Annotated in this window: 16 protein-coding genes; 12 read left to right on the forward strand and 4 right to left on the reverse strand. The window is 45.3% G+C overall.

Annotation, left to right across the window (positions count from 1 at the left end):
* Positions 1 to 96: 96 nt before the first annotated feature.
* Positions 97 to 753 (reverse strand): HAD family phosphatase, encoded by a 657-nt coding sequence (locus tag KWJ01_RS00750; RefSeq protein WP_224994355.1) that lies wholly within the window; start codon positions 751 to 753, stop codon positions 97 to 99.
* Between the two features lie 163 nt (positions 754 to 916).
* Entirely contained in the window at positions 917 to 2437 is a 1521-nt protein-coding gene (locus KWJ01_RS00755; RefSeq protein ID WP_224994356.1) for a DUF4832 domain-containing protein, read from the reverse strand.
* 193 nt (positions 2438 to 2630) lie between these two features.
* Here KWJ01_RS00755 and KWJ01_RS27870 point away from each other — a divergent pair, with 193 nt between their 5' ends.
* The 3 genes from KWJ01_RS27870 to KWJ01_RS00770 all read left to right on the forward strand — a co-directional run bounded on the left by KWJ01_RS27870 (position 2631) and on the right by KWJ01_RS00770 (position 8320).
* The gene (locus KWJ01_RS27870; protein ID WP_304502753.1) at positions 2631 to 3548 is read left to right on the forward strand and encodes a PKD domain-containing protein; all 918 of its coding nucleotides are present in this window, start codon (positions 2631 to 2633) and stop codon (positions 3546 to 3548) included.
* 107 nt (positions 3549 to 3655) lie between these two features.
* Positions 3656 to 5020 (forward strand): Gfo/Idh/MocA family protein, encoded by a 1365-nt coding sequence (locus tag KWJ01_RS00765; protein ID WP_224994357.1) that lies wholly within the window; start codon positions 3656 to 3658, stop codon positions 5018 to 5020.
* Positions 5021 to 5074: 54 nt separating this feature from the next.
* Positions 5075 to 8320, forward strand: coding sequence for a DUF4832 domain-containing protein (locus KWJ01_RS00770; protein ID WP_224994358.1), 3246 nt, complete (start codon positions 5075 to 5077; stop codon positions 8318 to 8320).
* Positions 8321 to 8400: 80 nt separating this feature from the next.
* Here the strand turns inward: KWJ01_RS00770 and KWJ01_RS00775 are convergent, their stop codons facing one another.
* Positions 8401 to 9264 (reverse strand): DMT family transporter, encoded by an 864-nt coding sequence (locus KWJ01_RS00775; protein ID WP_224994359.1) that lies wholly within the window; start codon positions 9262 to 9264, stop codon positions 8401 to 8403.
* Positions 9265 to 9371: 107 nt separating this feature from the next.
* On the opposite strand from KWJ01_RS00775, the gene KWJ01_RS00780 reads away from it, so the two are divergent.
* Positions 9372 to 12356, forward strand: coding sequence for a TonB-dependent receptor (locus KWJ01_RS00780; RefSeq protein ID WP_224994360.1), 2985 nt, complete (start codon positions 9372 to 9374; stop codon positions 12354 to 12356).
* Between the two features lie 13 nt (positions 12357 to 12369).
* On the forward strand, positions 12370 to 13830 hold the full coding sequence (locus KWJ01_RS00785) for a RagB/SusD family nutrient uptake outer membrane protein (protein ID WP_224994361.1): 1461 nt from the start codon (positions 12370 to 12372) through the stop codon (positions 13828 to 13830).
* A 98-nt stretch (positions 13831 to 13928) separates the two neighbouring features.
* Here KWJ01_RS00785 and agaR read toward each other — a convergent pair whose 3' ends face one another.
* The gene (agaR, locus tag KWJ01_RS00790; RefSeq protein WP_224994362.1) at positions 13929 to 14708 is read right to left on the reverse strand and encodes a transcriptional repressor AgaR; all 780 of its coding nucleotides are present in this window, start codon (positions 14706 to 14708) and stop codon (positions 13929 to 13931) included.
* Between the two features lie 210 nt (positions 14709 to 14918).
* Between agaR and KWJ01_RS00795 the strand changes: the two genes are divergently transcribed.
* Genes KWJ01_RS00795 through KWJ01_RS00825 form a run of 7 tightly spaced genes read left to right on the forward strand, consistent with a single transcriptional unit; the run spans position 14919 to position 23901 of the window.
* Positions 14919 to 16076 (forward strand): SIS domain-containing protein, encoded by a 1158-nt coding sequence (locus KWJ01_RS00795; protein WP_224994363.1) that lies wholly within the window; start codon positions 14919 to 14921, stop codon positions 16074 to 16076.
* 44 nt (positions 16077 to 16120) lie between these two features.
* Positions 16121 to 17416, forward strand: coding sequence for a class II D-tagatose-bisphosphate aldolase non-catalytic subunit (locus KWJ01_RS00800; protein WP_224994364.1), 1296 nt, complete (start codon positions 16121 to 16123; stop codon positions 17414 to 17416).
* Between the two features lie 47 nt (positions 17417 to 17463).
* Positions 17464 to 18411, forward strand: coding sequence for a carbohydrate kinase family protein (locus KWJ01_RS00805; protein WP_224994365.1), 948 nt, complete (start codon positions 17464 to 17466; stop codon positions 18409 to 18411).
* Positions 18411 to 19229, forward strand: coding sequence for a class II fructose-bisphosphate aldolase (locus KWJ01_RS00810; protein ID WP_224994366.1), 819 nt, complete (start codon positions 18411 to 18413; stop codon positions 19227 to 19229). The genes KWJ01_RS00805 and KWJ01_RS00810 overlap by 1 nt, the downstream gene beginning before the upstream one ends.
* The gene (locus KWJ01_RS00815) at positions 19226 to 20308 is read left to right on the forward strand and encodes an amidohydrolase family protein (RefSeq protein ID WP_224994367.1); all 1083 of its coding nucleotides are present in this window, start codon (positions 19226 to 19228) and stop codon (positions 20306 to 20308) included. Before KWJ01_RS00810 ends, KWJ01_RS00815 begins: the two co-directional genes overlap by 4 nt.
* 5 nt (positions 20309 to 20313) lie before the next feature.
* Entirely contained in the window at positions 20314 to 22386 is a 2073-nt protein-coding gene (locus KWJ01_RS00820; protein ID WP_224994368.1) for a glycoside hydrolase family 36 protein, read from the forward strand.
* 33 nt (positions 22387 to 22419) lie between these two features.
* Positions 22420 to 23901 carry a hypothetical protein gene (locus KWJ01_RS00825; protein ID WP_224994369.1) on the forward strand — a complete coding sequence of 494 codons (1482 nt, stop codon included), beginning with the start codon at positions 22420 to 22422 and terminating at the stop codon, positions 23899 to 23901.
* Positions 23902 to 23908 lie beyond the last annotated feature (7 nt).

The following is a 23908-nucleotide window of genomic DNA, read 5'->3' on the forward strand; positions in this document are numbered from 1 at the left end:
AACAGATTAACCTGTACAATCTTTCCCCGCAGAAATGCGCCAGGTAAAGCGTTTAGAAGCAAGCATCAACATTAAGCTGCCCAAATGCTGCCATTATTAAGCGCGTAGCACCGCCTGAATCTTTTCTACACTCATCCCTTCAAAATCCTGTATTACCAGATCTGTATCTTGTAATTCCTGTGGAGTATGTGTAGTAGTGATGCCAATTACTTTCATACCAGCATTCAATCCTGCCTGTACACCAGGTAGTGAATCTTCAATAACAATGCATTGACTGACATCTACTCTTAACAGGTCAGCAGCTTTCAAATAAACTTCAGGATGTGGTTTACCATGGGTGACGTCCTTTGAATGGATCAGTACATCAAAATATTGCCGGATGTTAAGGATATCAAGAACGAAATCAAGATTTGCCAGTGGAGCTGATGTACCCACAGCTGTGGCTATCCCATTGGCTTTGAGTGATTGCAGAAAGGGGAGCAAGCCCCTAACAGCCTTGATATCACCCTTATACAGATCGCGGAATATAGCTTCTTTTTCGTCAGCCCAAGCCTCTGTTTGCTCCAGGCTTACATCTTCCTTGAAGATGTAAGACATGATTTCTTTATTGGTGCGTCCAAACACTTTTGTCTTCAGCTCGTCTTCGCTCAGTACAATGTTGTGTTGTTTAAGAAAAGACTGAAAGGCCAGCCTGTGGTATGGGTTACTATCCACTATTACACCGTCCATGTCAAAAAGGACTGCAAAATTCATATTTTAAAATCTTTTGTTGTCAATAAAATGGATTGATTTCAAAAGTAAAAAGGACAACAGGAGCCTACAGTTACCCCCTGATACATATTCTCAAGGAAAGCAACCATATAGTATAACCAACATTTGAAAGAAAGTTTCATGAATGCATCAGAAGAAACCTCTTTCAATCAATCGTTAAAATGTGATCTAGTTTGTTGTAGCCGGTAGTTTCTTCCCAGGTATTTTCATTAGCCAGTCTGATACTATATTCAGGTCTGTTGGCAATACTGCTGTACTTGTCCGGCAGCTGTAAAAACAATTCGTATTCTCCTGAAGGGATATTTGCAACCGAAAACTCTTGCTCAACCTGCACTTCACCCGTAAACCAGTGACGTATATCAGTCTGAAACTGTAGCGTGTGTTCAGTAGCATCTGAAATGTTTCGTAAAATAAGGTTAACAGGGCGCTGGTTGTAGGGGGATGCGTAGCCTATGTTTTCCAGTTGTAGGTTTACTTCAAGCTTCTCAGATCTGCTGATCTGGCTTGAATAAGTCCCTTCTCTTAAAATCAGGCGGTAACCCAGTTTTCTTTTAATGCTTTCCATGCAGCCACCAGTTACCCAATCGTTGTTCACTTCATTGTTATAAGCGGTATTAAGATATGTATAATGCATCTCACTCAATTCCTGTTCTGCTTTTCCTGCCGGCTCGCAATCGTTCTGAGGGCTATAGCCATCACTGCAGGTTTCTCCACCTACCACAACATACTTGCTGTCTTCTGAAAAATAGTTTCTTAAAGTTGTGTTGGCATTTCTACGCGGTGAGCTGGAGTTGCCGTAATCTTCATAAGTGCCAAAGTCGTTACTACTGGCCAGCAGACAATCATTGTGATAGCCAATCCTGGCCTTATCCTCTTCTGTAAAAGCTTCATCTGGTGTAAGGGCTGGTGAGCTTGCCGGGGCATCTATACCATAAACCAGACGCTGTTTAATCTGCGGATACCGCACCTGTACCATAATGTCTTTGGGTGCTGCATCCAGCAATGCTTTTAACACATCTATTCGATCCTGCCAGTTCTGATCTAAAAGCTTACCCTGGTCGTTAGTAGATGCATCGCCAAAATAGTCAGTATAATAGTTTTCACCCCAGGTGCCAATGAAGCCCATTTGTATACAGGCAATTATATCAGCATTCGCCTCAAATACAGGCTTAAGCTGATTGATATGTTCTATAACAGTACCTTTCGGTGCATCTCCATAAGGAGGGCAGATAAACCCCTCAGAGCAATTTCCGGCGGTTGCATTCACTGTGTAGGTAAAGCGTGGTATTAGCTTCACGCCGGCAGCACGGGCAGTTGTAAAGTCACTATTTACCTTATCGATAAAATCTTGCGATAGGGGTGATGATTTGAAAGCATCCAAAATAAAATAGCGGAAGACCAGGGTACTGACCACATCATAAGTAGCACCCGATACAGTTTTAGAAGTTCTGTAACTTTTTAAAGTGTATTCTGACAAAGGGCTGTAATTACCGGCAGTTGTCTGGGAATAATGGTAAAACCCACGTTCCGGATTAGGGAAGTCTTCCTGACTCTCTTCATAGTATAATATAGCAGCCTCCTCTCTTGTTGGAGCAGGGTCAGCGCCAGTACAACTGAACAGGGTTGTGGCGAACATTAATAGTGTAAGAGCAAATGGCTGCCTCATGAGATACTTTCGTTATTTAAGAAAGAAAGCCTAAGTTAGATATTATTGCTTGCAAAACCTTTTGATTACCGCCTTAATAAATAAATGAAATTATTATTTCTTTTATTTAATTATCTTTTTACATTTAGCTGAAAGATTGAAACGAATAATAACACTAATTAAAGTAATCACTTAAATTTAAAATCACTAACTTATGAAGAGGGAAAGATTATTTTTCTGGAGTCTGAGCAAAGTAATGCTCTTTGCTGCTTTGATTACATTAGCTGCCTGTGGCGGGGATGATGATCCTGCACCTGAGCCAAAAGCCGCCTTCACCTACGAAGCCGATAACCGTGAAGTTACTTTTACTAATACCTCTACCAACGCAACATCCTACTCCTGGGATTTTGGAGATGGCAACACTTCTACAGAACAGAATCCTGTCCATACTTATGATGAGTTCGGAACCTATACAGTCCGTTTAACAGCAACAGGCCCGGGCGGAACGGCAACCTCGTTACCAGATCAAATTACCCTGGCAAAGTCATCTCCTGTAGAGATTGATGGAGATGTTTCTGATTGGGCTGATATCCCTGCTCTAACTACTGCTACAAATGGTGAGGGCGGCACCATCAACAGCATCAAAGTTGATTATGACGCTGAACGCATCTATTTCCTGGTGGAGGGCACAGCCAACCTAAGAGGCTTTTTTGATATCTACCTGGATGCGGATAATGATCCTGAAACAGGCTATTTTAGTGGATGGTATCCTATGGGTTTTGGTGCTGATTACTTGATAGAAGGAGATTTTGCAGAGGTTAATGATGCTGATCTTTTCAGGGATCAGGAAGGCGCACCTGAGGTTTGGGGCTGGGACGTGGCTTCTGCTACTGGCTCAGGCACTGTGGTTTCCTCTGATCTGATCACACAGGGAAATGGCAAGGCAATTGAATTCTCAATATTACGTTCTGCATTCACTGACTTGTCTGACGAAGGCTTCTCTTTCGCTATTGTGGATGTAGACGGAACAGTTGATCCTAATAATACAACTGCAACATGGGCAAGATTAGGTGTTCTGCCAATTCCAGATACCGAAGAATCAAAGTTACTCTACTTTGAGATGACAGAGTAATTGGTTGTTTGGATTGAAGCGGAGGCATTCCAAAGACTGCTTCCGCTTTTTAATTTCTAATATTTACAGTAGCCCTTTAGTTCTAAAATATAAAACATCAGGTTTTAATGAGTAGCACTACATCCAGAAGAGGATTTGTAAAATCAGCGGCTTTAGCCGGCTTAGGATTGTCCATTCTACCATCAGGTATCGTTTTCTCCAAAAATAAAGATAGAAAAGCAAGATTAGGATTTATAGGGGTGGGCTTACGGGGCCAGCACCATCTGCAGCTCGCACTGCAGCGGGATGATGTTGAAGTGCTGGCTATATGCGATGTGCAGCAGCGCATGATTGACATGAGCAAAGACCTGATCAAAAAATCGGGAAAGCGGATGCCGCTGGTCATCATGGAGGGCCCCTATGGCTACAGAAGGCTTTTAGAGAATAAAGACATTGATGCTGTTATTATTTCTACCCCCTGGAAGTGGCATGCAGAGATGTGTATTGATTCGATGAATGCCAAAAAATATGTAGGCTGTGAAGTAATGGTAGGCACAACGGTAGAGGAGTGCTGGCAGGTTGTGCATGCAGCAGAACGTACCGGCATGCCTCTGATGATGCTTGAAAACGTTTGCTATCGGCGTGACGTGATGGCGGTGCTGAATATGGTTCGACAAAACCTGTTTGGCGAAATCGTACATGTACAAGGGGGCTATCAGCATGACCTGCGTGAGGTAAAGTTCAATGATGGAAAGCAGCCTTATGGTGGTGGTGTGGAATTTGGAGAAGGGGCTTTTTCTGAAGCACAATGGCGCACCCAACATTCTGTACATCGCGATGGAGATCTGTATCCAACCCATGGAATCGGCCCGGTTGCCATGATGATTGACATCAACAGGGGCAACCGATTCACCGAGCTTGTTTCTTATTCTTCCAAAGCACGGGGTTTACATGATTTCATCGTGAAAAGAGGTGGTGAAAACCATCCAAATGCAAAGGTTAAGTTTAAGCTGGGAGACGTTGTAACTACCATGCTTAAATGTGCTAATGGTGAAACCGCCCTGCTGCAGCACGATACGAATCTGCCAAGACCCTACTCTCTCGGGTTCCGCGTACAGGGAACAGAGGGTCTGTGGATGGATATCAACAATGGCATCTATTTAGAGGGCAAAAGTAAAAAGCCTCATGAGTGGGACAATGCCCAGGAATGGCTGGACAAGTATGATCACCCACTATGGAAAAAATACGGAAATGATGCTTCTGGCGCCGGACATGGCGGTATGGACTGGTTTGTGATGCATGCATTCGTAGAGGCTGTTAAGCGGAAGATTCCAACACCGCAGGATGTGTATGATGCCGTTACCTGGAGTGTGATAACACCACTCTCGGAATCCTCTATTCATTTGGGCGGTGAAACTGTAGAATTCCCTGACTTTACACAGGGAAAATGGATGCACCGTAAAAATGAGTTTGCACTAAATGACGATTACTGATTTTGCCGCCAACTTTAGCAGAAGCCAGTAAGAGACGCAAAAAAGAACAATAGTATGAAGACCCCAACCTTCATGAACTTTCGATATTTTATAATGGTATTTGCTGTAGCGATGCTACAGCAAATACCATCTGCAGACGCACAAAGCTTCTCTACCATCACGTATAGTACAGAAGAGTCTAATTTTCCTAACCCCGAGCGTGGGTTTTACCGGCACACTGAAACCAGTACTGCCAACTATTCTTTTCTGAACGAAGCAACATTACGAAATTACCGTGCCGAAGGATTTACACTGATCCTTCGGCTTTTTTATCTAAATGATTTTGCAGAGACAGATATCTCCGAGGCTTATCTAAAAGCCATGCAGCAGGATTTCAATGCCATGCGGGCTGCAGGTGTGAAAGGAGTTATAAGGTTTGCTTATACCAAAAAGTCAACAGCTCCCTATGGCGATGCAAGGCCTGAGCGGGTGCTGGCGCATATCAACCAGCTCTCTCCTGTGCTTAAGCGCAACAGCGATGTAATAGCTGTTGTTCAAGCAGGGTTTGTTGGTGCTTGGGGAGAATGGTATTATACCGATCATTTCTCTGAAACACTAGGCAATCCAACAGCTGCAGACTGGGAAAACAGGAGAGCACTGGTGCATGCGCTGCTGGAGGCACTGCCCCAAGACCGTGCCGTGCAGTTACGGACTCCTGATATAAAGTTTAAAATAACTGAATCAACCGAAGCACTAACAGAAGCAGAAGCTTTTAGCGGATCTGTAAATTCTAGGCTCGGCCATCATAACGATTGCTTCCTGGCGTCAGAAAATGATGTTGGTACTTACACGGGCAATATGGCGGCAGAAAAAGCATTCCTGGAACAGGAAACACAGTATTTACCGATGGGCGGAGAAACCTGTGGTGTTTCCGTGCCTTTATCTGAATGCCCGAATGCCCTTGAGCAGATGGAGCGTTTTCACTGGTCTTACCTGAACATTGGTTATCATCAGGAGGTGTTAAGTAGCTGGGAAAGCGGGGGCTGCATGCCCGAAGTGCAAAACAAACTGGGCTATCGCTACAGGCTTGCCAAGAGCATGCTTCAGCAAAGCAGCAAACCCGGTGGAGAGGTTAACCTATCCATCAAAATGCTAAACGAAGGCTGGGCAAATCCATATAATCCACGCCTGGTTGAAGTTGTTTTAAGAGAGAAAACCAGCGGTAAAATATACCTATTGCCGGTTGAAGAAGATCCCCGGCTTTGGTCATTGTCCGATACCATTCACGTAACGCTTACAGCCGGACTGCCTGCCAGCATTGCAGAAGGCACTTATGATATGTTCCTGAATTTGCCGGATCCGGAACCTGCTCTTTATGCTAATCCTGATTATTCCATCCGCCTGGCAAACGAAGAGGTTTGGGAGGCTGAAACCGGGTATAATTATCTGCAGCATGAGCTGGTGGTAGACAGAGCTGCTGCTGTACCATCCTACACCGGTAACAGTTTTTTTTTCTCAAAACCACAGGTTCAGGAGTACGCAAAAATAAGCACAAACGGCATGGCCGATGACTGGCAGCCTGTAGGGTCGCTTATTTCAGAAGAAGGACAGGCAGCCGAATCTATCAAGGCATTTAATGATCGCGACAGCCTGTATTTTCTGATTACAGGCAATTTAATACAGCCAAGCTACCAGCTTTTTATAGATGCCGATCAATCTGCAGCAACAGGATATAATGCCTGGCAATGGACGGCCAATGGTGCGGATTATCTGGTTGAGAATGGCATCTTGTATGAGTACATTGGAACGAATGGAGCATGGAATTGGGGAGTAGCGAAAGCAGTTGCTGTAGAGCAAAATGGATCAGTGATTGAAATAGGCATTCCCAAGAGCCATTTTTCCAATGTTGCCATTAATCAGGGGATATCCCTGGCATTCGTTAATGATCCGGCAGGAGTAGTGCAAAGTAGTTATTTGCCTCTTCAGAATGAGCCATTTATTCCTTTTAGGCTGCTTTTGGGTCCGCCAGCCACACCGTTGGCAACATCTTCAGGAAACACAGCGCTGGTATACTGGGGACTGGAAGAGAGCCAAGTATATCGAACTTTGCAAAGGGCTGCTGATGGCGAAGCATTTAAAACCATAGCTGTGCTTGATCCAGGTGTTTTTTATTATGCTGATGCTGGTCTTGCCCTGAATGAGCGCTATAGATATCGTTACTTTGCCAGCTCTACAGATGGCAACAGCCTTTCGACCTACACACCCGAAGTAGAGATTGTTACCAGGACAAGGCCTGTGTATTATGATTTTACAGTTGATGGAATAATAGAGGAGTGGGAGGGAGTAGCCCCACTGGCAACGGCATACAGTGCCGGACGCACCCATGCCATCAAATTATTCTCAGGAGCAGAAAGCTTTCTTATACTTGTTGAAGGTAGCACTCCTGATGACTATGCAGTGTATTTAGACACAGACAACAGCACAGCAAGTGGCTTGGCCAATCAGTTATGGACGGGCGCCGGTTATGACTATCTAATCAGGAATGATTCACTTTTCGCTGCTCAGGCAGAAGACTGGCTGTTTGTGCAGAAGGTGGAAAGGGCAACATCCAGTGGTTTTTATGAGCTGGCCATTCCGCTAAACCTCTTGGATAACCTGGGGCAAAATAAGACCATTAAGTTAGGGGCCGCCATCCACCTTCCTTCCGGAGAGCAGGTATTACTACCTTTAGAGGCAAGCCCTCCGGCTGTGTTTGTCCGCTTATTACCCGCACAGGCTCCTGCAAATGTTCGTGTGACAAATTCAGAAACCCTTCCCGAATCACAGCTCATTGTTGAGTGGCAGCGGTGTGAGCAATGCCTGGGCTATGTGGTGGAGAGATCCGTGGGCAATCAGGATAATTTTGAGGTGGTGGCTGAAAAGAATTCTGTAACTTTTGCTTATTACGATAATGATGTGGTGGTTGGAACAACTTATTACTACCGGGTATTTTCATTCAATGAGGCAGGGCCCTCACGCTACTCAGAAGTAGTTTCTGCAGCGCCGGAAGTTACGCTTGGCCTAGAGGATGAGGTTTTCAAAGAGGTGTATGTATTTCCTAATCCTACAGGAGGTATGCTTCGGCTGAATCTTGCCAGCTATCAGCTATCGGAAGTTAAACTTCAGTGGATCGATCTTCAGGGTAAGGTGTTGCCATTGCAACCAGCAGGTGGGTATGAGCAGGGCACACGATATGATCTTTCAGACCTTCGGCCAGGCCTTTATTTGCTTAAGATAAGTAATGGTTCTTCTGCCCGATATCTGAAGGTTTTGAAAGAGTAAGTCAGGGGAATAAATTAAATGTGCAGGCAGGGATGGTGGCCATCCTTTAGAAGAAGGGATTTCCCCTGCCTGTCCTTATTTTATTCACTCAAGATGTAAATAGCAACCGCTGCTAAAGTCATCCCTATGATGAGCATAGTTCCTGGTATCACAGCATACAACACCAAAGAAAGAATGACTGTAATGATGGGAGAAAGCCCTGTCATGGGTACAACAATGATGGCCTTGCCATAGCGAAGCGCATACACCAGGGTAAGTGCTCCAAAGGCATTGAGGGCATGTATGAATCCAGCCAGATAAGGCCCTTCAAACCCCCAGTTGATAGGTTGTGAAAGATCAGTCATCCAGATGGCAACAGGAATCAGCAGAACGCTGGTAGCCATCATGTAAAAGAAAATACTTTCGGCACTCATCAGGTCATTGGAAAATTTCATAATAAATGCCTGGAAACCCCAAAGAATAAAAACACCTATTGATAACAGAAGCCAGAGCTGATCATTGGAAACAGTATCAGAGGGAGGCTGATAGGAGAGAAAAAAGATTGCTGCCAGTGAAAAGCTTATGCCTATCCACTGGCGTTTACTCGCTTTCTCTTTAAGAAATAAGGTTGAGAGGAAAATGGTCACCACAGGGAACAGTGAAATTAAAGGAAAAACAACATAAGCAGGACCATCCCTCAGGGCCTGGAAAAGAATCAACTGCCCACCCGCGCCGAAAAAGCCAACCAGAGAGCCAAAAATAGCCGCACGGGGATGCGTGGCTAATTTCCATTTATCCAGGTGTAAGGCAACCATAGAGCAGGGGATCATGGTGAGCGCCCAGGCTACGTATCCCAGTGTGGCCGGAAAGCCTGCTTTTTCAGGTATTTCTATCAGTGCTCCCCAGACTCCCCATGAGAGGGTAGTTATCAGAGCATACCACAACCACATTCTGGCTTTTATCATAATAGCAATCTTTCGTCTTGAGTTAAATTAAATTTAAAATATATCATTAGTTAGTTTCGTAATAATACGAAAGATAATATATTTACTAAAACTTATTTATTCTAAGCATGTCTAGATTTATACTTTCTCTTAGAATCTCGACCTTACTTTTTTGCTTCTGCATAATTGCATTGCAGGGATACGCTCAGCAAACGGTAAAGGGAAGGGTAGTTTCATTGTTGGATAAACAGCCATTACCTGGTGTGAATGTCATTGTCAAAGGCACAACCACCGGTGTAGTTACAGATTTTGATGGCAAATATTCACTTGAGGTGCCAGGACAGGATGCGGTACTTGTGTTTTCTTTTATAGGATTCGAAAGTGAGGAGGTGCCGGTAGCAAGCAGGAGCGAAATAAATATTTCCCTTAGTCCGTCTGTTGAAGAATTGAATGAAGTGATTGTAGTAGGCTATTCAGCTAAAACCAAGCAGGAAATCACAGGTTCGGTAGTCAACCTATCAGCAGAGGAGATAAAAGGCGTTACGGTACCAAACCTGGAAACCATGCTACAGGGAAAGGTAGCAGGCGTACAGGTAACTTCCGCAACAGGTGCACCCGGAGCGGCGGCAGAGATTCGTATTCGCGGTAACTCTTCAATCAATGCTGATCGAGGGCCTTTGGTGGTGGTTGATGGCATCATCGGGGGGAGCTATAATCCTAATGATGTAGAGAGCGTTACAGTGTTGAAAGATGCTGGTGCTATAGCGCTATACGGATCCAGGGCAAATGCAGGAGTAATTGTAGTAACAACCAAGAAAGGGTCTACTGAAAAAACCGAGATCACTGTTCGCAGTACCGTGGGAACACGCCAGATCACCACCGGTAATTTTGGGCTCATGAATGCCCAGCAGCTTTACGATACAGAACGGCTGATGTTTAACAGCTCAGCAGTGTTCAATGGTATACGACCAGCCACAGTGCTAGAAACGGATACCGACTGGCTGGATCTCGCCTATAAAACAGGCATTGTTCAAAATCACAATATTTCTGCTACCGGCAGTAGCGGAAAGGTACGCTATTACCTGGCAGGTGATTATTATGACGAAGAAGGCACTTTGCTTAGCACAAACTACCAGCGTCTGAACTTCAGATCAAACCTTGATTTTGAACTTTCAGATGCAGTAAGATTAACCACCAACTTCAATATTACCCGGGATAAAAACAACTCATACCACTGGCGCTGGCCTTACCAGCCGTTTCTCTACCTGCCTTATGACACCCCATATGATGAAGAAGGAAATATAAGGTATGTGGATGCAAACACCCCTGGCTTTTTAACACGTGATAAAAATAATATTCTTCACAGTGCACAATACAATGATTATGCAACAAGGGGATTGACCATGAATGGGGATGTGGTACTTTCTGTAGATGTTACTCCCTGGTTTTCCCTGCAGACACGCAATCGTATTTCCTACTCCAACTACAGGAATGATACCTATGAAGATGTTCGCACTATTGAAGGAAGAAGTAATTCAGGAATACTTTCTTTTGGCGTAACAGAAGGCGTGAGCGGCATTACTACTAACCTTGCCCGCTTTTATAAAGACTTTGGCCCTCACCACCTAAACGGTTTTATTGGTTTCGAAGCGCAGCAATGGACAAGTGAATCGGCGGGAGCAAATGGCTATGGTGTGGTCTCCGGAATCAAAATTCCGGGTGGTGTTGCTTCCCCTCAGGGTATTTCCGGAACCAAAGTACAGACAAGCGCTCAATCTTTCCTGTCAGAAGTTAGCTACGATTATAGGGAGAAATATTTTGTAAGTGCTTCTTTCAGAAGAGACGGCAGTTCTGTTTTCGGAGCAAATAAACGTTGGGGTAATTTTGGAGCACTTTCTGCCTCGTGGCTTATCAGCAATGAAAACTTCTTTAGCTCACTGGGCAAAACAGTTTCCCTGCTAAAGCTACGCGGTAGTTATGGAATAGTAGGAAACGATAACATTCCTGCCTTTCAATACCTTGCCCTTTACAATTTTGCAACACAATACAACGGTGGCTCAGCAGGATATCCTGAAACCTTACCCAATCCAGATCTGGGCTGGGAGCAAACAAAGGCTGCTGACCTAGGCTTGGATATCACACTTTTTAACCGGCTGGACATCACTGTTGACGGCTTCTATAAAGATACAGACAGGCTTCTGTCTAAAGTGCAGTTGCCACCTTCGCAGGGCATAGCTGAAGTTTGGCGAAATGCCGGACGTGTAGTTAATCAGGGATTTGAACTGGGAATTGGCGGCGATGTTGTGCACACACAAAATGTAAGCTGGAATGTTAACTTCAATATTGGGACAGCACAAAATCAGGTTAAAGAATTACCAGAAGGAACTATCATCAATAAGGTTTATGATGGCGTAAAACAGTCAGTGCGTGTTGGTGAGGATATTAATTCATGGTATCTGCCCAAATGGGTGGGTGTAGATCCGGAGAATGGAGATCCGCAGTGGGAGCAGGCAGTAACGGATTCGGAAGGTAATGTGGTAGAGTATCAGGTAACCAATCAGTATGCCCTGGCTTCGGCAACAAGCAGCTTACAGCTGGTAGGTACTGCTACACCTGACTTTTTCGGTGGACTGAACTCATCCCTTAGTTTCAAAGGGCTTACCCTAAGCGTATCTTCTGCATTTCAGTATGGCAACCTCGTTTATCATCGTACGCGGGAGTTTGTTGATGCAGATGGAGCCAATTTCAACTTTAATATGATGCAACTGGCAGATGGCTGGTCGCGCTGGCAGAACCCAGGCGATGTTGCCACGCATCCAAAGCCTGTCTTCGGAGGCAACCTGCAGTCAAACAGGCCTTCCTCAAGATACCTGGAGGATGGTAGTTTCTGGCGGATTCGAAACATCATGCTAAATTATAACCTTCCAGGCGCGCTCCTGTCAAAGGTGAAAATCGCAAGAGCGAACATCTTTATTTCCGGTGACAACCTCTTTACGTTTACGAAATTTTCCGGCATGGATCCAGAGGTTGGCTCTTTCGGCCTGGCAGGTTTATCAGACTTTAAATACCCTATCAGCAAACAATATTTAGTGGGTTTACAAATAAGCTTCTAATCGTTATACAATTATGAAGAGCAGAATACTTTCTATCGCTATACTAGTACTATTGAATAACGCCTGCAGCCTTGATATTGACCCTTTCGAAGGTGTTACAAAAGAGAACCTGGCAGAAGTTACCAATGCACTGGAATATGCTACTAACGGTGCTTATTCCCTTATGAAAGACCAGCTTCCATACAAAGGGGTAAATGACTTCAGAAGCACCTATGCGCGCAACCTGCACCAGATGCTGGAATATCCCAGTGACAATGTCACCTTAAGCGCAACCACGACAGATCCATTGTTTGCGGCAGTTACCAGGGAGCATTTTCCCGCACAGGAAAATTCAACTTATATGTGGTATGTTGCCTATAAAATAGTCAATACCGCCAATCAGAATATAGAATCAGTTGAGGAGGGAATCAGTCCATCAAGTGATCATCTGTTGGGGGAAAATTATTTTTTGCGTGCTATGGCTCATTTCGATTTGCTGCGCCTCTTTGCCAAACCTTATTCTCATGGTACAGATAATCCCGGCATAATCCTGCGCTTAAACAGCACAGACCCTGATAATAAGGCTAGAGCAACTGTCGGCGAAAGTTATGAGCAGGTAGTAAGTGACCTCGAGAAAGCTGCAGCGCTAATGTCGCGCGCCAACGGCAGGGGCGTGGAATATGCTTCCAAGGAAGCTGCCTGGGCACTTTTATCAAGGGCTTATCTGTACATGGAGATGAATGATAAAGCAATCCAATATGCCTCTGATGTAATTGAATCTCCTAAGTTTCAGCTGGTCCCTGGGGAGGATTATTTGAACTCTTTCTGGAATACGCCTTCTTCCAGGGAATCAATCCTCATCATAAAGCATACCCTCCAGGATGACAGAGGCACAGGATCAATTGGTTCTATGTATCTAACGGATCAGATTGGTTGGGGAGAAATATATGCTTCAGAACCCTTGCGTCAGTTACTGGGTCAGCATCCCGAAGATGTACGGAATGACCTGATCGTGCCTCAGTACGCAAGTGATGGTGTAACTGTGGAGACCCGAAATGGCATTCCCAAATATTTTATCACCAAGCATTCTTATCAGGATGGGGTGGTAACGCTAAATTCGCCACATGTGCTCCGCCTGGCTGAAATGTACCTCAACCGCGCCGAAGCTTATGCAAAACTGGGACAGGACCAGTTGGCACTGGATGACATCAATGTAATTCGGCAGAGGGCAGGATTATCCGGTGATGCACTTTACAGTCTGACTAATTTACAGGGCGCCAGTTCAGTATTGGGCGCTGTACTGCAGGAGCGCAGACTGGAGCTAGCCTATGAAGGACACCGCAGCATCGATTTATACAGAAACAAACTGGATATGAATAGAAATTTCCCAGGGGTACAACCCCAGGAAGTGGTAAGCTGGCAAAGCCCGCGTAACATCTATTACATACCACAGGATGAGTTGTTCACAAACAGGCTGGCTACACAAAATGAGTAGAGCCTCTTGTCTTTAAAATAATCTTTTTTGTTTGTTTGGTTGGTTCAAAAAAAAGGCTCTTCTGGAAGAGCCCTTTTTTTTTCTGCACTAAGCATAAACTAAGCAATGATTACTTCCACGCCAGCATCCTGCAGGCGTTTGAGGTCGTCCTCCGGGATTCCATTATCAGTTATCACCTTATCAATCTGATTGATAGAGCAGATAAAGGCAAAACTTCTTTTGCCGAATTTGCTGGAATCAGCCAGCAGGATTACCTCCCTGGAAATCTCTATCATGATTTCATTCAGGCGGGCTTCTTCAACATTTGGAGTAAAAATACCGTTTCTGGTATCAAATCCGTCAACACCAAGAAAGGCCTTGTCGACATTAAAGTTCCGCAAGCTTTTTTCTGCCTGTGGTCCCACCATAGAAAGAGAGTTTTTACGCAGAAAGCCGCCAGGAATGATCACATTGATATGCGGAATTGTCATGAGCTGATTAGCGATGTTCAGCGCATTGGTGACAACCGTCAGGTCCTGTAGCTCAGGCAGGCTTCTGACCATTTCCGCAGTGGTAGAGCCGGAATCTATAATAATGGTATCTGACTCATACACCAGTTGTGCTGCCTTTTTTCCGATCCTGGCTTTTTCCTGGAAATTTATCTGGTTTTTATCAACCAGACGTTGATCAATGGCCACCCCACTCTCCACCTTTAGTGCGCCACCCCTTGCCCGTATCAGTAAGTTTTTCTTCTCCAGCTGCTCCAGGTCATTGCGAATGGTAACCTCACTAACATTGAATTTTTCACTTAATGCTTTCACAGAAACCTGCCCCTGATCCGAAATCAAATGAAGGGTCTCCTTTCTTCGGGTTACTGTTGAATCTCTATTTTTTGACATGTTTTTCAAGCTGAAAGTTCTTTAGGCAAACGTTGGATATTTAAAATTACTAAAATTTACATACAAACTTTGTTGCAAGTGCAAAATTAAACGTTAGGAAGTTTAACATGTCATAAAATAAGGTTTCGTAATAAAAAATAATAATGAAACGAAAGATGTCTTGTTATTTTTTATATCTTTGATAGATACTAATATAAATCAATGGGACATATGAAATATCTAGGCTTCAATGTGCAGGAATTGACCGATCGTGGTGCGATCCATACGGCAAAAGAAATTTCTCAGCAGCCCGAAATATGGCAGAAAGTCTGGAGCCTGGTAGAGGGGGAACGTGAGTCTATACAATCTTTTTTTGATAAACATAAGGAAATACAAAGAATCATTCTTACGGGAGCCGGCACAAGTGCTTTCATAGGATTATCCCTGCGTGGCGTTTTTCAGCGACAAACAGGAATACTTACAGAAGCTATTTCCACGACAGATCTGGTATCTCATCCAAAAGATTATTTACATGCTGATGTTCCTACACTGATGATTTCATTTGCGCGCTCCGGTAATAGTCCCGAGAGTGTGGCAGCAGTGGAAATGGCTGATAAAGTCTGCAAAAGTTGTTATCATCTGATGATCACCTGCAATCCAGAAGGAAAGCTTGCTAATATTAGAACAAAGCAAGACAGCTATATATTAACCCTACCCGAGGAAGCATGTGACTTAAGCCTGGCCATGACCAGCAGCTATACAGGGATGCTGCTGGCAGGTAAACTGGTTGCTCATATTTACGAGTTGGAGCGCATGCGCAAAAGTTTGCAAACGATCGTTACTTACGGGCAAAAGATCATCAATTATTATGCACAGGACCTGAAACAACTGGCCGAGCTGGATTTCAGGCGTGCCGTATTCCTGGGTGCTGGCCCCTTTTATGGTACCGCCACTGAGTCGCACCTGAAAGTGCAGGAGCTGACTGATGGTAAGGTGATTTGCAAGCGGGATTCATTTCTCGGCCTCCGCCATGGTCCTAAGGCAGTGGTGGATGAGACCACGCTGGTCGTTTACATCTTCTCAAATAATGATTATCCCCTGCGTTACGAAAAAGACCTTGTTGCTTCCATGAAGAAGGGAAAGGCTCCGCTGGCGGAAGTGGGGATTATGGAATCTGATATTCCCAATGTAAAGCTTAAAAATAAAATAGTACTGTCTGAGAATGGTTACGCCCTGGACGAAGAATTTCTAGCAGTGTGCAGTGTTGTTCCATCTCAGATCTTAGGCTTCTATAAATCGCTCCAACTAGGTCTTCAGCCTGATTCACCCTCTGCCACAGGTGCTATTACCAGGGTGGTGGAAGGAGTAGAAATTTACGCGATGCACTAGTTCAGTTCTCAACTTCTCTACCACTGAATCAATATTTTTTACCTATGAACCAATTCCTAAGAGAGACAGCAAGGCAGCAGAATATGTCATTGCTTGATTATGTGCTGAAACAAATCAATGCTTCGGAAAATGAGACTGGGGTTAAGCGCACAATTTTTGCAGCATGCCCTAATTCATTAGCTGTTATCAAAGCCTCGCTACGTTCCGCCAAAAGGAACAATGCAATGATCAAGTTTGCTGCCACCCTTAATCAGGTTGACAGTGACGGCGGGTACACTGGTTTGACTCAGGAGCAGTTTGTAAGAACCATTCGTAGGGAGGCAGCAGCAATCCATTATACAGGACCTGTTATTATTGCGATAGATCATGGTGGTCCCTGGCTGAAAGATGTACACAACCGTGAGAAGTGGAGTTATGAAAGAACACTGCAGGCTGTTAAAGAATCTTTTGAAGCAGCCATTGCAGCAGGATATGATCTAATACATGTAGATCCTACGATTGACATAACCCTACCAAAAGGGGAAATCATCAATATTGATGTGGTGGCAGAACGAACCATAGACCTGATTGCTCATGCTGAAAACTTCAGAAGAAGTCATGGTTATCCTCCAATAGCATACGAAGTCGGAACTGAAGAGGTACATGGCGGACTGGCTGATATGCAGGTGTTCGACCGCTTTCTGCGCTTTCTCAAAGAAGGTCTTCAGCGCCATCAGCTGGAGGATGTGTGGCCCTGTTTTGTAGTGGGGAAAGTAGGCACCGATTTGCATACCTCTACCTTTGATCCGGAGGTGGCGAAAGAACTTACCGCAGTTGCACAACAGTATGGCAGTGTAATCAAGGGCCACTATTCTGATAACGTAACAAATCCGGAGGACTACCCACGCTCAGGCATGGGGGCAGCCAATGTGGGGCCGGAATTTACAGAACGGGAATACGAAGGTTTGATGGAACTGTGTGAAATAGAAGACAAATTGTTGGCAGAGGGCAATGTAGCAAAGTCCTCTAACTTAAAGGCATTGCTCTGGAAAGCGGTGATTGACTCGCAGCGCTGGAAAAAGTGGATGCTGGAAGGAGAGGATGCAGATGACTTCTATGCAAACAGCCCTGAGCGCCAGGAATGGCTGATAAAGACCGGATGCAGATACATCTGGGAGAACCCGGAAGTGCTGGCTTCCCGCTGGAGACTCTATCGTAACCTGGATCTCAATGGTGTTGAAGCAGAAGAAATATTGCTCTCACACATTGAAAAAGCCATGGATAAGTACTTCTATAAGTTCAACCTTGTTGACTTGAACGATCTTCTCCTGACTGAAAAAGTAGAATTGAGTCTGGCCTAGAACAGCTTTACGTTCAGGTATATCCATAACTATTTTATTAAATCCGAATGGATAAAATTCATGATGTTGTAGTGATTGGTGAACTTAACGTTGACCTTATCCTTAATCAAATTGATCAGTTTCCGGAAGTAGGCAAGGAAGTGCTTGCAGGAAATATGAACCTTACCCTGGGAAGCAGTTCTGCCATATTCGCCAGCAACTTAAGCACACTTGGCGTAAGGACCACATTCATTGGGAAGGTAGGAAATGATAATTTTGGTGATCTTGTTATTGCCAGCTTAAAATCCCGGGGGGTTGATACGGGCAATATTCTCCTGAATGATGACCACCAGACTGGTGCCACCATTGTTTTAAATTTCGGCGAAGACCGAGCTATGGTTACCCACCCCGGTGCCATGGAACACCTTAGACTGGAGGATGTGCAGGAGACTGTGTTGACAAGCGCCAGACATCTGCACCTGAGCTCTGTATTTTTACAGGCAGGCTTAACAAGACAGCTGGTGCCACTCTTTCAAAAAGCAAAAAGTTTAGGACTTACCACCTCCATAGACCCGCAGTGGGATCCTGCAGAACGCTGGGATATTGACCTGAAAGCGCTCCTTCCCCATGTTGATGTATTTTTGCCCAATACCGCTGAGTTGATGGCGCTGACTAAAACCAGCAATCTGGAGCATGGTATCGAAAGTCTAAAGCGCTATGCCAATATCCTGGTGGTGAAAGGGGGACGTGAAGGCGCCTGGGCCTGGCGGAAAGGCGAGCTTGTGCATCAGCCTGCTTTTCTGAATGAACAGGTAGTTGACAGCATTGGCGCAGGAGACAGCTTTGATGCAGGCTTTATTTCAAAATATATACAGGGGAAATCTCTGCAGGAGTGCCTGGAATTTGGCGCTTTAAGCGGGGCAATTAACACCACCCGTCCTGGGGGTACTACTGCCTTCGAAAATCTCGATCTGGTAAAATCAATTGCTGAATCTACTTTTAACTACACCTTTTAATGACACTTCAGGACAAACTTGCAGCACTTGGGCAGGAAGGTAAAGCACTGCTGGCTACAAACTTCTATAACTTTGAAACACTTTCAGGTGTGCTCCAGGCTGCAAATGCAACTGGTCAGCCTGTGATCCTCCAGCTATCCGAAAGCTCTATTCATTACCTGGGACTGAAGGTTGCTGCAGCAATGGCACGTGCGGCACTTGAGACCTATGAGGTGCAGGGCTGGCTTCACCTGGACCATGGCAGCTCTGTAGAAATTGCGCATCGCTGCCTGGATGCCGGCTTTGACTCTGTCATGATCGATGCCAGCGAACAGCCTTATTCCGAAAATGTAAAAACAACCTTAGAAGTTGTAAAACTGGCCGAGCAATATAAAGCCAATGTAGAAGCAGAACTGGGCTATGTAGCAAAACTGGGACAGGAACAGTCGAGTATTTACACCCAGCCTGAGGAGGCGAAGCGTTTTGTGGATGAAACCGGCATTAACGCGCTGGCAATTGCGATAGGATCAGCACATGGTTTTTACAAAGAAACCCCAAAACTGCAGCTGGAACTTCTCTCACGCATACATGAAGCCACTCCGGCTGCCCTGGTATTGCACGGCAGCTCGGGTATACCTGATGATCAGCTTCGGGAGGCCATAAAAAGAGGAATCACAAAAGTTAATCTGGCTACCGAAACCAAAAATATGTTCATGAAGACCCTGCAGGAGGTATTGCGCAATAATGAAGAGATTGATTTGCGTAAGGTATTTCCTGTAGCAACAGCCTCTGTTGTAAAACTCATCACACAAAAGCTTAACGTAGTTTCACCTGCATGATGAGGATACTGGCATACATATTAGCAGCTCTATTCAGCTCCTCTTTGTTTTGCCAGGCACAATCGCCTGATGATTTGTTGCTGAAGGACTATCGGCCGCAGTCGATTTACAAAATACCTGTTACCAGGATAGCCAAAGCGAGATATCCTGTCATTGATATGCATTCACATGCCTATGCCCGGTCTGAAGAAGAGCTTAACCGCTGGATTGCTGTCATGGATAAGGCTGGCATAGAAAAAACGATCATCCTAACTTATGCCACCGGGCCTGCTTTTGACTCTACCTATCAGGTATATGCCAGGTATGGCAATCGTTTTGAAGTATGGTGCGGTTTTGATTACACCGGCTACATGGAACCGGGCTGGAGCGAACAAGCAGTTCGCGAACTGGAGCGTTGTTATCGTGTTGGTGCCCGGGGTGTTGGTGAATTAGGGGATAAAGGGCTGGGAGAATTGTACTCAAAACCGGTGCCTGGCAGGGGCATGCACATCGATGATGCCCGTATCAAGCCCCTGCTGGAAAAATGTGCCGAGCTGAAGATGCCCATCAGCGTACACGTAGCCGAGCCTATGTGGATGTATCAGCCAATGGATGCTACCAACGACGGACTGATGAACGCTCATGTATGGCAGATTGATACAAGTGAAGCAGGCTTTCTGAATCATGCTGCGCTTATTGGAACGTTAGAAAATGCTGTACGGGAAAACCCAGCAACTACCTTTATTGCCTGTCATTTTGCCAACTGTGAATGGGATCTGGAGGTGATTGGGCGGCTCCTGAAAAAGTACCCAAACCTGTATGCTGATATTTCTGCCCGTTATGGGGAAACGGCTCCAATTCCCCGTCAAATGCAACTATTCTACAAGCAGCACCAAAACAAGCTGCTTTATGGTACCGACATGGGTATGGAAGCAGAGATGTACCAGACCACTTTCCGTATTCTGGAAAGCACAGATGAGCATTTCTACGAAACAGAACGCTTCAATTATCACTGGCCCCTGCATGGCTTCGGGCTACGGCCAAAGGTGCTAAAGAAATTGTACCGCAGCAATGCGGCAAGAATCCTGAAAAGAAAATAAAGCCTATGAATTTATACTTCAAACCCCTGCTATTGATGTTGATGCTATCTGCCTGCGCAGGCAGGGAGGCCGCAGTTCAGCCAGAAGAAGTATTGATTCAGCATGGCAAGCTCTCCCTGCAGATTACTAACAACTTCCATACCAGGGTTTCATCTACAGCTGAAGGGGCCAGCCCTCTGATGGAGGCTGCATTGCCCTCGGAATACCTGATCACCAAAAAGTTCAGAGCCCAGGATTTTATGCTGGACGAAAGGAACGATCAGGAATTTACTGATGAGGTGGGTAAAGGACAGCGCTGGACTTTGAAGGGGAGTAGTAAGAACGGGGATTCTATGATTGAAAAAGTAATGACGGTCAAGGCATATGATGCTTTTCCTGATATGCTGCTGATGCAGGTGATGTATATAAACCGTTCATCAAAGACTATCCAGGTAAACAAATGGGTGAATCATCATTATAAGGTGCTGCCGCATCAGGACTCAACCTTGTTCTGGTCTTTTCAGGGAGGTTCTACCAGTGCCCGGAAAGACTGGATCCAGCCCCTGAAGCCAGGCTTCAGCCAGGAAAATTATATGGGCCTCAGCAGTTCCGACTATGGAGGAGGCATTCCGGTTACAAACCTATGGCGTCCGGATGTGGGTATTGCCATTGGGCATGCCGAGCTGCAGCCAAAATTGATTTCCCTGCCTGTGGATATTGACCAGGACGAGACTACTGCCAGCATCAGCACTGAGTTTGAGTATGGAGAACCATTACAGCTTGGTGTTGGTGATACTCTGAAAACAATAGAAACCTTCGTCATGGTACACCAGGGTGATTACTATAACAGCCTTGCTACATATGGGAATCTGCTGCGTGCTAAAGGTTTAGACTTTGTAGAGCCCGAAGAAGCTGCCTATGAATCCTCCTGGTGTGCCTGGGGTTACATGCGTGATTTTACCCTGGAGGAGATTATTGGCACCTTGCCAAAGGTAAAGGAGCTGGGTATTAAATGGGTAACCATAGATGATGGGTTTCAGCAGGCAGAAGGTGACTGGCAAGTGAACCGGCAAAAGTTTCCGAAGGGCGATACGCAAATGAAAGCCCTGGTTGATAAAATCCATAGCTATGACATGAAAGCCATGCTTTGGTGGGCACCCTTAGCTGCTGACCCTGGAAGTAAGCTGCTGCAGGAGCATCCGGATATGAAGCTATTGAATGCAGACGGCTCTCCCCAGTATATTACCTGGTGGGACGCCTACTATATGTCTCCTGCCTATAAAAAAACCATTCAACATACAGAGGAAGTAGTTGACCTCTTCATGAACCAGTGGGGATTTGACGGACTGAAAATGGATGGACAGCACCTGAACGCTGTTCCTCCTGATTACAATCCAGCCCATAACCTGGAGCACCCTGAGGAATCTGTTGAGAAGCTACCCCAGTTCTTTGCACAGATATATGAAAATGCCAGGGACATCAAACCCAATGCGGTGATTCAAAACTGTCCCTGCGGCACCTGTATGTCGGTATTCAACATGCCCTACATGAACCAGGCAGTTGCTTCCGACCCGCTCTCCAGCTGGCAAATCAGGCATAAAGGCAAAACATACAAAGCGCTGCTTGGAAAAACCGCTTACTTTGGCGATCATGTAGAACTAAGTGATGAACGAAGCGACTTTGCAAGCTCCTTTGGAATAGGAGCAGTACTGGGCACCAAATTTACCTGGCCCCGTGAAAATCCAACGGTTACAGAAGACAACCTGTTAACACCAGAGCGGGAGATCATCTGGAAGAAGTGGTTTGGCCTCTACCATCAAAAGATGCTCTCGAAAGAATCATACCTGGGCGGCTTATATGATATAGGCTGGGAGCTACCTGAAACTCATGTGATACAGAAAGGAGACACCCTTCATTATGCCTTCTATAATCAGGACTGGGAAGGAACGGTGCGTCTAAAAGGGCTGCAGAATGATCAACAATATCGTGTTCGGGATTATGTAAAAGGAATAGACCTTGGGGTTGTGACAGGCCCCGAAGCTGAGCTGCCGCTTGCCTTCAAAAAGAACCTGCTCATTGAAGTTTATCCGGAAAATTAGGCAACTAGAATAACTTGTTACATCATGGCTGATATGAATAGCACACATCAAATAGTATTTCCAAGGGCTTTTGCTTTTGCTATAGACGATCTAGGCTGGAACGAGGGGAGTGATCTTACTCAAAATGCTACGCCCGGACCTTACCGCTGTGGTGTAAAAAGAAAGTTTGATCTCAATGATTATAAACACATTGTGGAAGTTGGAAAAAAGGTGGGTGCACGTATTCAATGCCTGTTTATTCTGAGTGAAATGGACAGGGAGAATGTTTTGGCAAAGTTCCCTACTACGACCTACCAGCGTGGCGCCTGGGATAATAGGGCCAGGGTAAACGAAGAGCAGCAGGAAATCATGAACTATGTGCGGGAGCAGGCTGCCTATATGGAATTTGGATTGCACGGCACCGGGCATGAATACTGGGCACCCGGCCAAGCTCAAAAAAGAGCAGAGTGGTATAACCTGATTGATAAGGAACCCTGGCCGGAAGAGTCCCTTCGGGAACACATTCAGTGTTTTAAAGAAATCATGGCCCAATATGGACTAAGCCCTGAGAATGGTCACTCTTTTCCTGAAAGTTTTGTTCCCTGCGCCTACAGTTATTATTGGAATCCCACTGGCAACTACAGTCTTGGCAAGTTACTGAGAGAGGCTGGCGTAAAATATGCCAACACTGATTTCAGCCAGATTCCTGAGTTAAACCCTCCAGGGGAACCAAACGGAGGGGGATTCGACCATGGCACCCATGTCATTAACAGGATTAATTATGGCAATCTATGGTATGAGCTTGCCACCTTACCCAGGGTACCGCTGCAGGAACAGCAAACTGATATTATTGAAAGTCATTGGCCTAACTGGCTGGCACAGGATGATTTCCTGCAGCCAGATATATCTGAACAATGGATTAATTATTATAAAACAGCTCAAAGAAGTAGAGATCGATACATTGCCAAGAATACAGAGCAACTGCATTCTCAATGGTTGTATAACAAATACACACTGGTAACTGAAAAAGAGCCGGGCTTTGTGATCCTGGATAATACACAAATGCCAGAGGAGGCGTATCAGCATGATACACTTGGCAGCATGGTGCTGAAGGTAAAGCTAGGTGAAAACGAGCACCTTTCAGCTGCAGAACTTGAAGGTGATGGTATACCGGCATACTTTGAAGAAGAGGGATGGGGATTTTTATATCTGCCACGCCTGGAAAGAAAAGAATATCGCCTGACTTACCGGGTAGGGCAGGAGATTTTGCCGCTGCATGTGATCCACAAAGGCACCTCAAACATATACAGCCTACAGCAGCAGGAGGGCAGGATCATGATCAATTTAAAGGTTTATGGAGATCAGATAATGACCATAAAGTGCGAAAAGCCTCGTCAGGTGCTTTCTGCAACAGCTGGAGCTGGAATAGCAGTAGAGCGGTATGAGTATGATGAGAGCAATGGCCTGTTAGCAGTGGCACTTAAGGCATCAGATTTTCAGGGAGTAAGAGGTGTATTGCAGGTAGTGCTTGATTAGAAAAGTG

The organism is Cesiribacter sp. SM1 (genome assembly GCF_020178975.1).
Classification (GTDB): domain Bacteria; phylum Bacteroidota; class Bacteroidia; order Cytophagales; family Cyclobacteriaceae; genus Cesiribacter.

Coding starts and splice junctions, on each gene's coding strand:
- KWJ01_RS00775 (WP_224994359.1), bottom strand. CDS start 9,264: ATGATAAAAGCCAGAATGTGGTTGTGGTATGCTCTGATAACTACCCTC.
- KWJ01_RS00815 (WP_224994367.1), top strand. CDS start 19,226: ATGATGAGGATACTGGCATACATATTAGCAGCTCTATTCAGCTCCTCT.
- KWJ01_RS00820 (WP_224994368.1), top strand. CDS start 20,314: ATGAATTTATACTTCAAACCCCTGCTATTGATGTTGATGCTATCTGCC.
- KWJ01_RS00800 (WP_224994364.1), top strand. CDS start 16,121: ATGAACCAATTCCTAAGAGAGACAGCAAGGCAGCAGAATATGTCATTG.
- KWJ01_RS00750 (WP_224994355.1), bottom strand. CDS start 753: ATGAATTTTGCAGTCCTTTTTGACATGGACGGTGTAATAGTGGATAGT.
- KWJ01_RS00765 (WP_224994357.1), top strand. CDS start 3,656: ATGAGTAGCACTACATCCAGAAGAGGATTTGTAAAATCAGCGGCTTTA.
- KWJ01_RS00805 (WP_224994365.1), top strand. CDS start 17,464: ATGGATAAAATTCATGATGTTGTAGTGATTGGTGAACTTAACGTTGAC.
- KWJ01_RS27870 (WP_304502753.1), top strand. CDS start 2,631: ATGAAGAGGGAAAGATTATTTTTCTGGAGTCTGAGCAAAGTAATGCTC.
- KWJ01_RS00810 (WP_224994366.1), top strand. CDS start 18,411: ATGACACTTCAGGACAAACTTGCAGCACTTGGGCAGGAAGGTAAAGCA.
- KWJ01_RS00795 (WP_224994363.1), top strand. CDS start 14,919: ATGAAATATCTAGGCTTCAATGTGCAGGAATTGACCGATCGTGGTGCG.
- KWJ01_RS00780 (WP_224994360.1), top strand. CDS start 9,372: ATGTCTAGATTTATACTTTCTCTTAGAATCTCGACCTTACTTTTTTGC.
- agaR (WP_224994362.1), bottom strand. CDS start 14,708: ATGTCAAAAAATAGAGATTCAACAGTAACCCGAAGAAAGGAGACCCTT.
- KWJ01_RS00755 (WP_224994356.1), bottom strand. CDS start 2,437: ATGAGGCAGCCATTTGCTCTTACACTATTAATGTTCGCCACAACCCTG.
- KWJ01_RS00785 (WP_224994361.1), top strand. CDS start 12,370: ATGAAGAGCAGAATACTTTCTATCGCTATACTAGTACTATTGAATAAC.
- KWJ01_RS00825 (WP_224994369.1), top strand. CDS start 22,420: ATGAATAGCACACATCAAATAGTATTTCCAAGGGCTTTTGCTTTTGCT.
- KWJ01_RS00770 (WP_224994358.1), top strand. CDS start 5,075: ATGAAGACCCCAACCTTCATGAACTTTCGATATTTTATAATGGTATTT.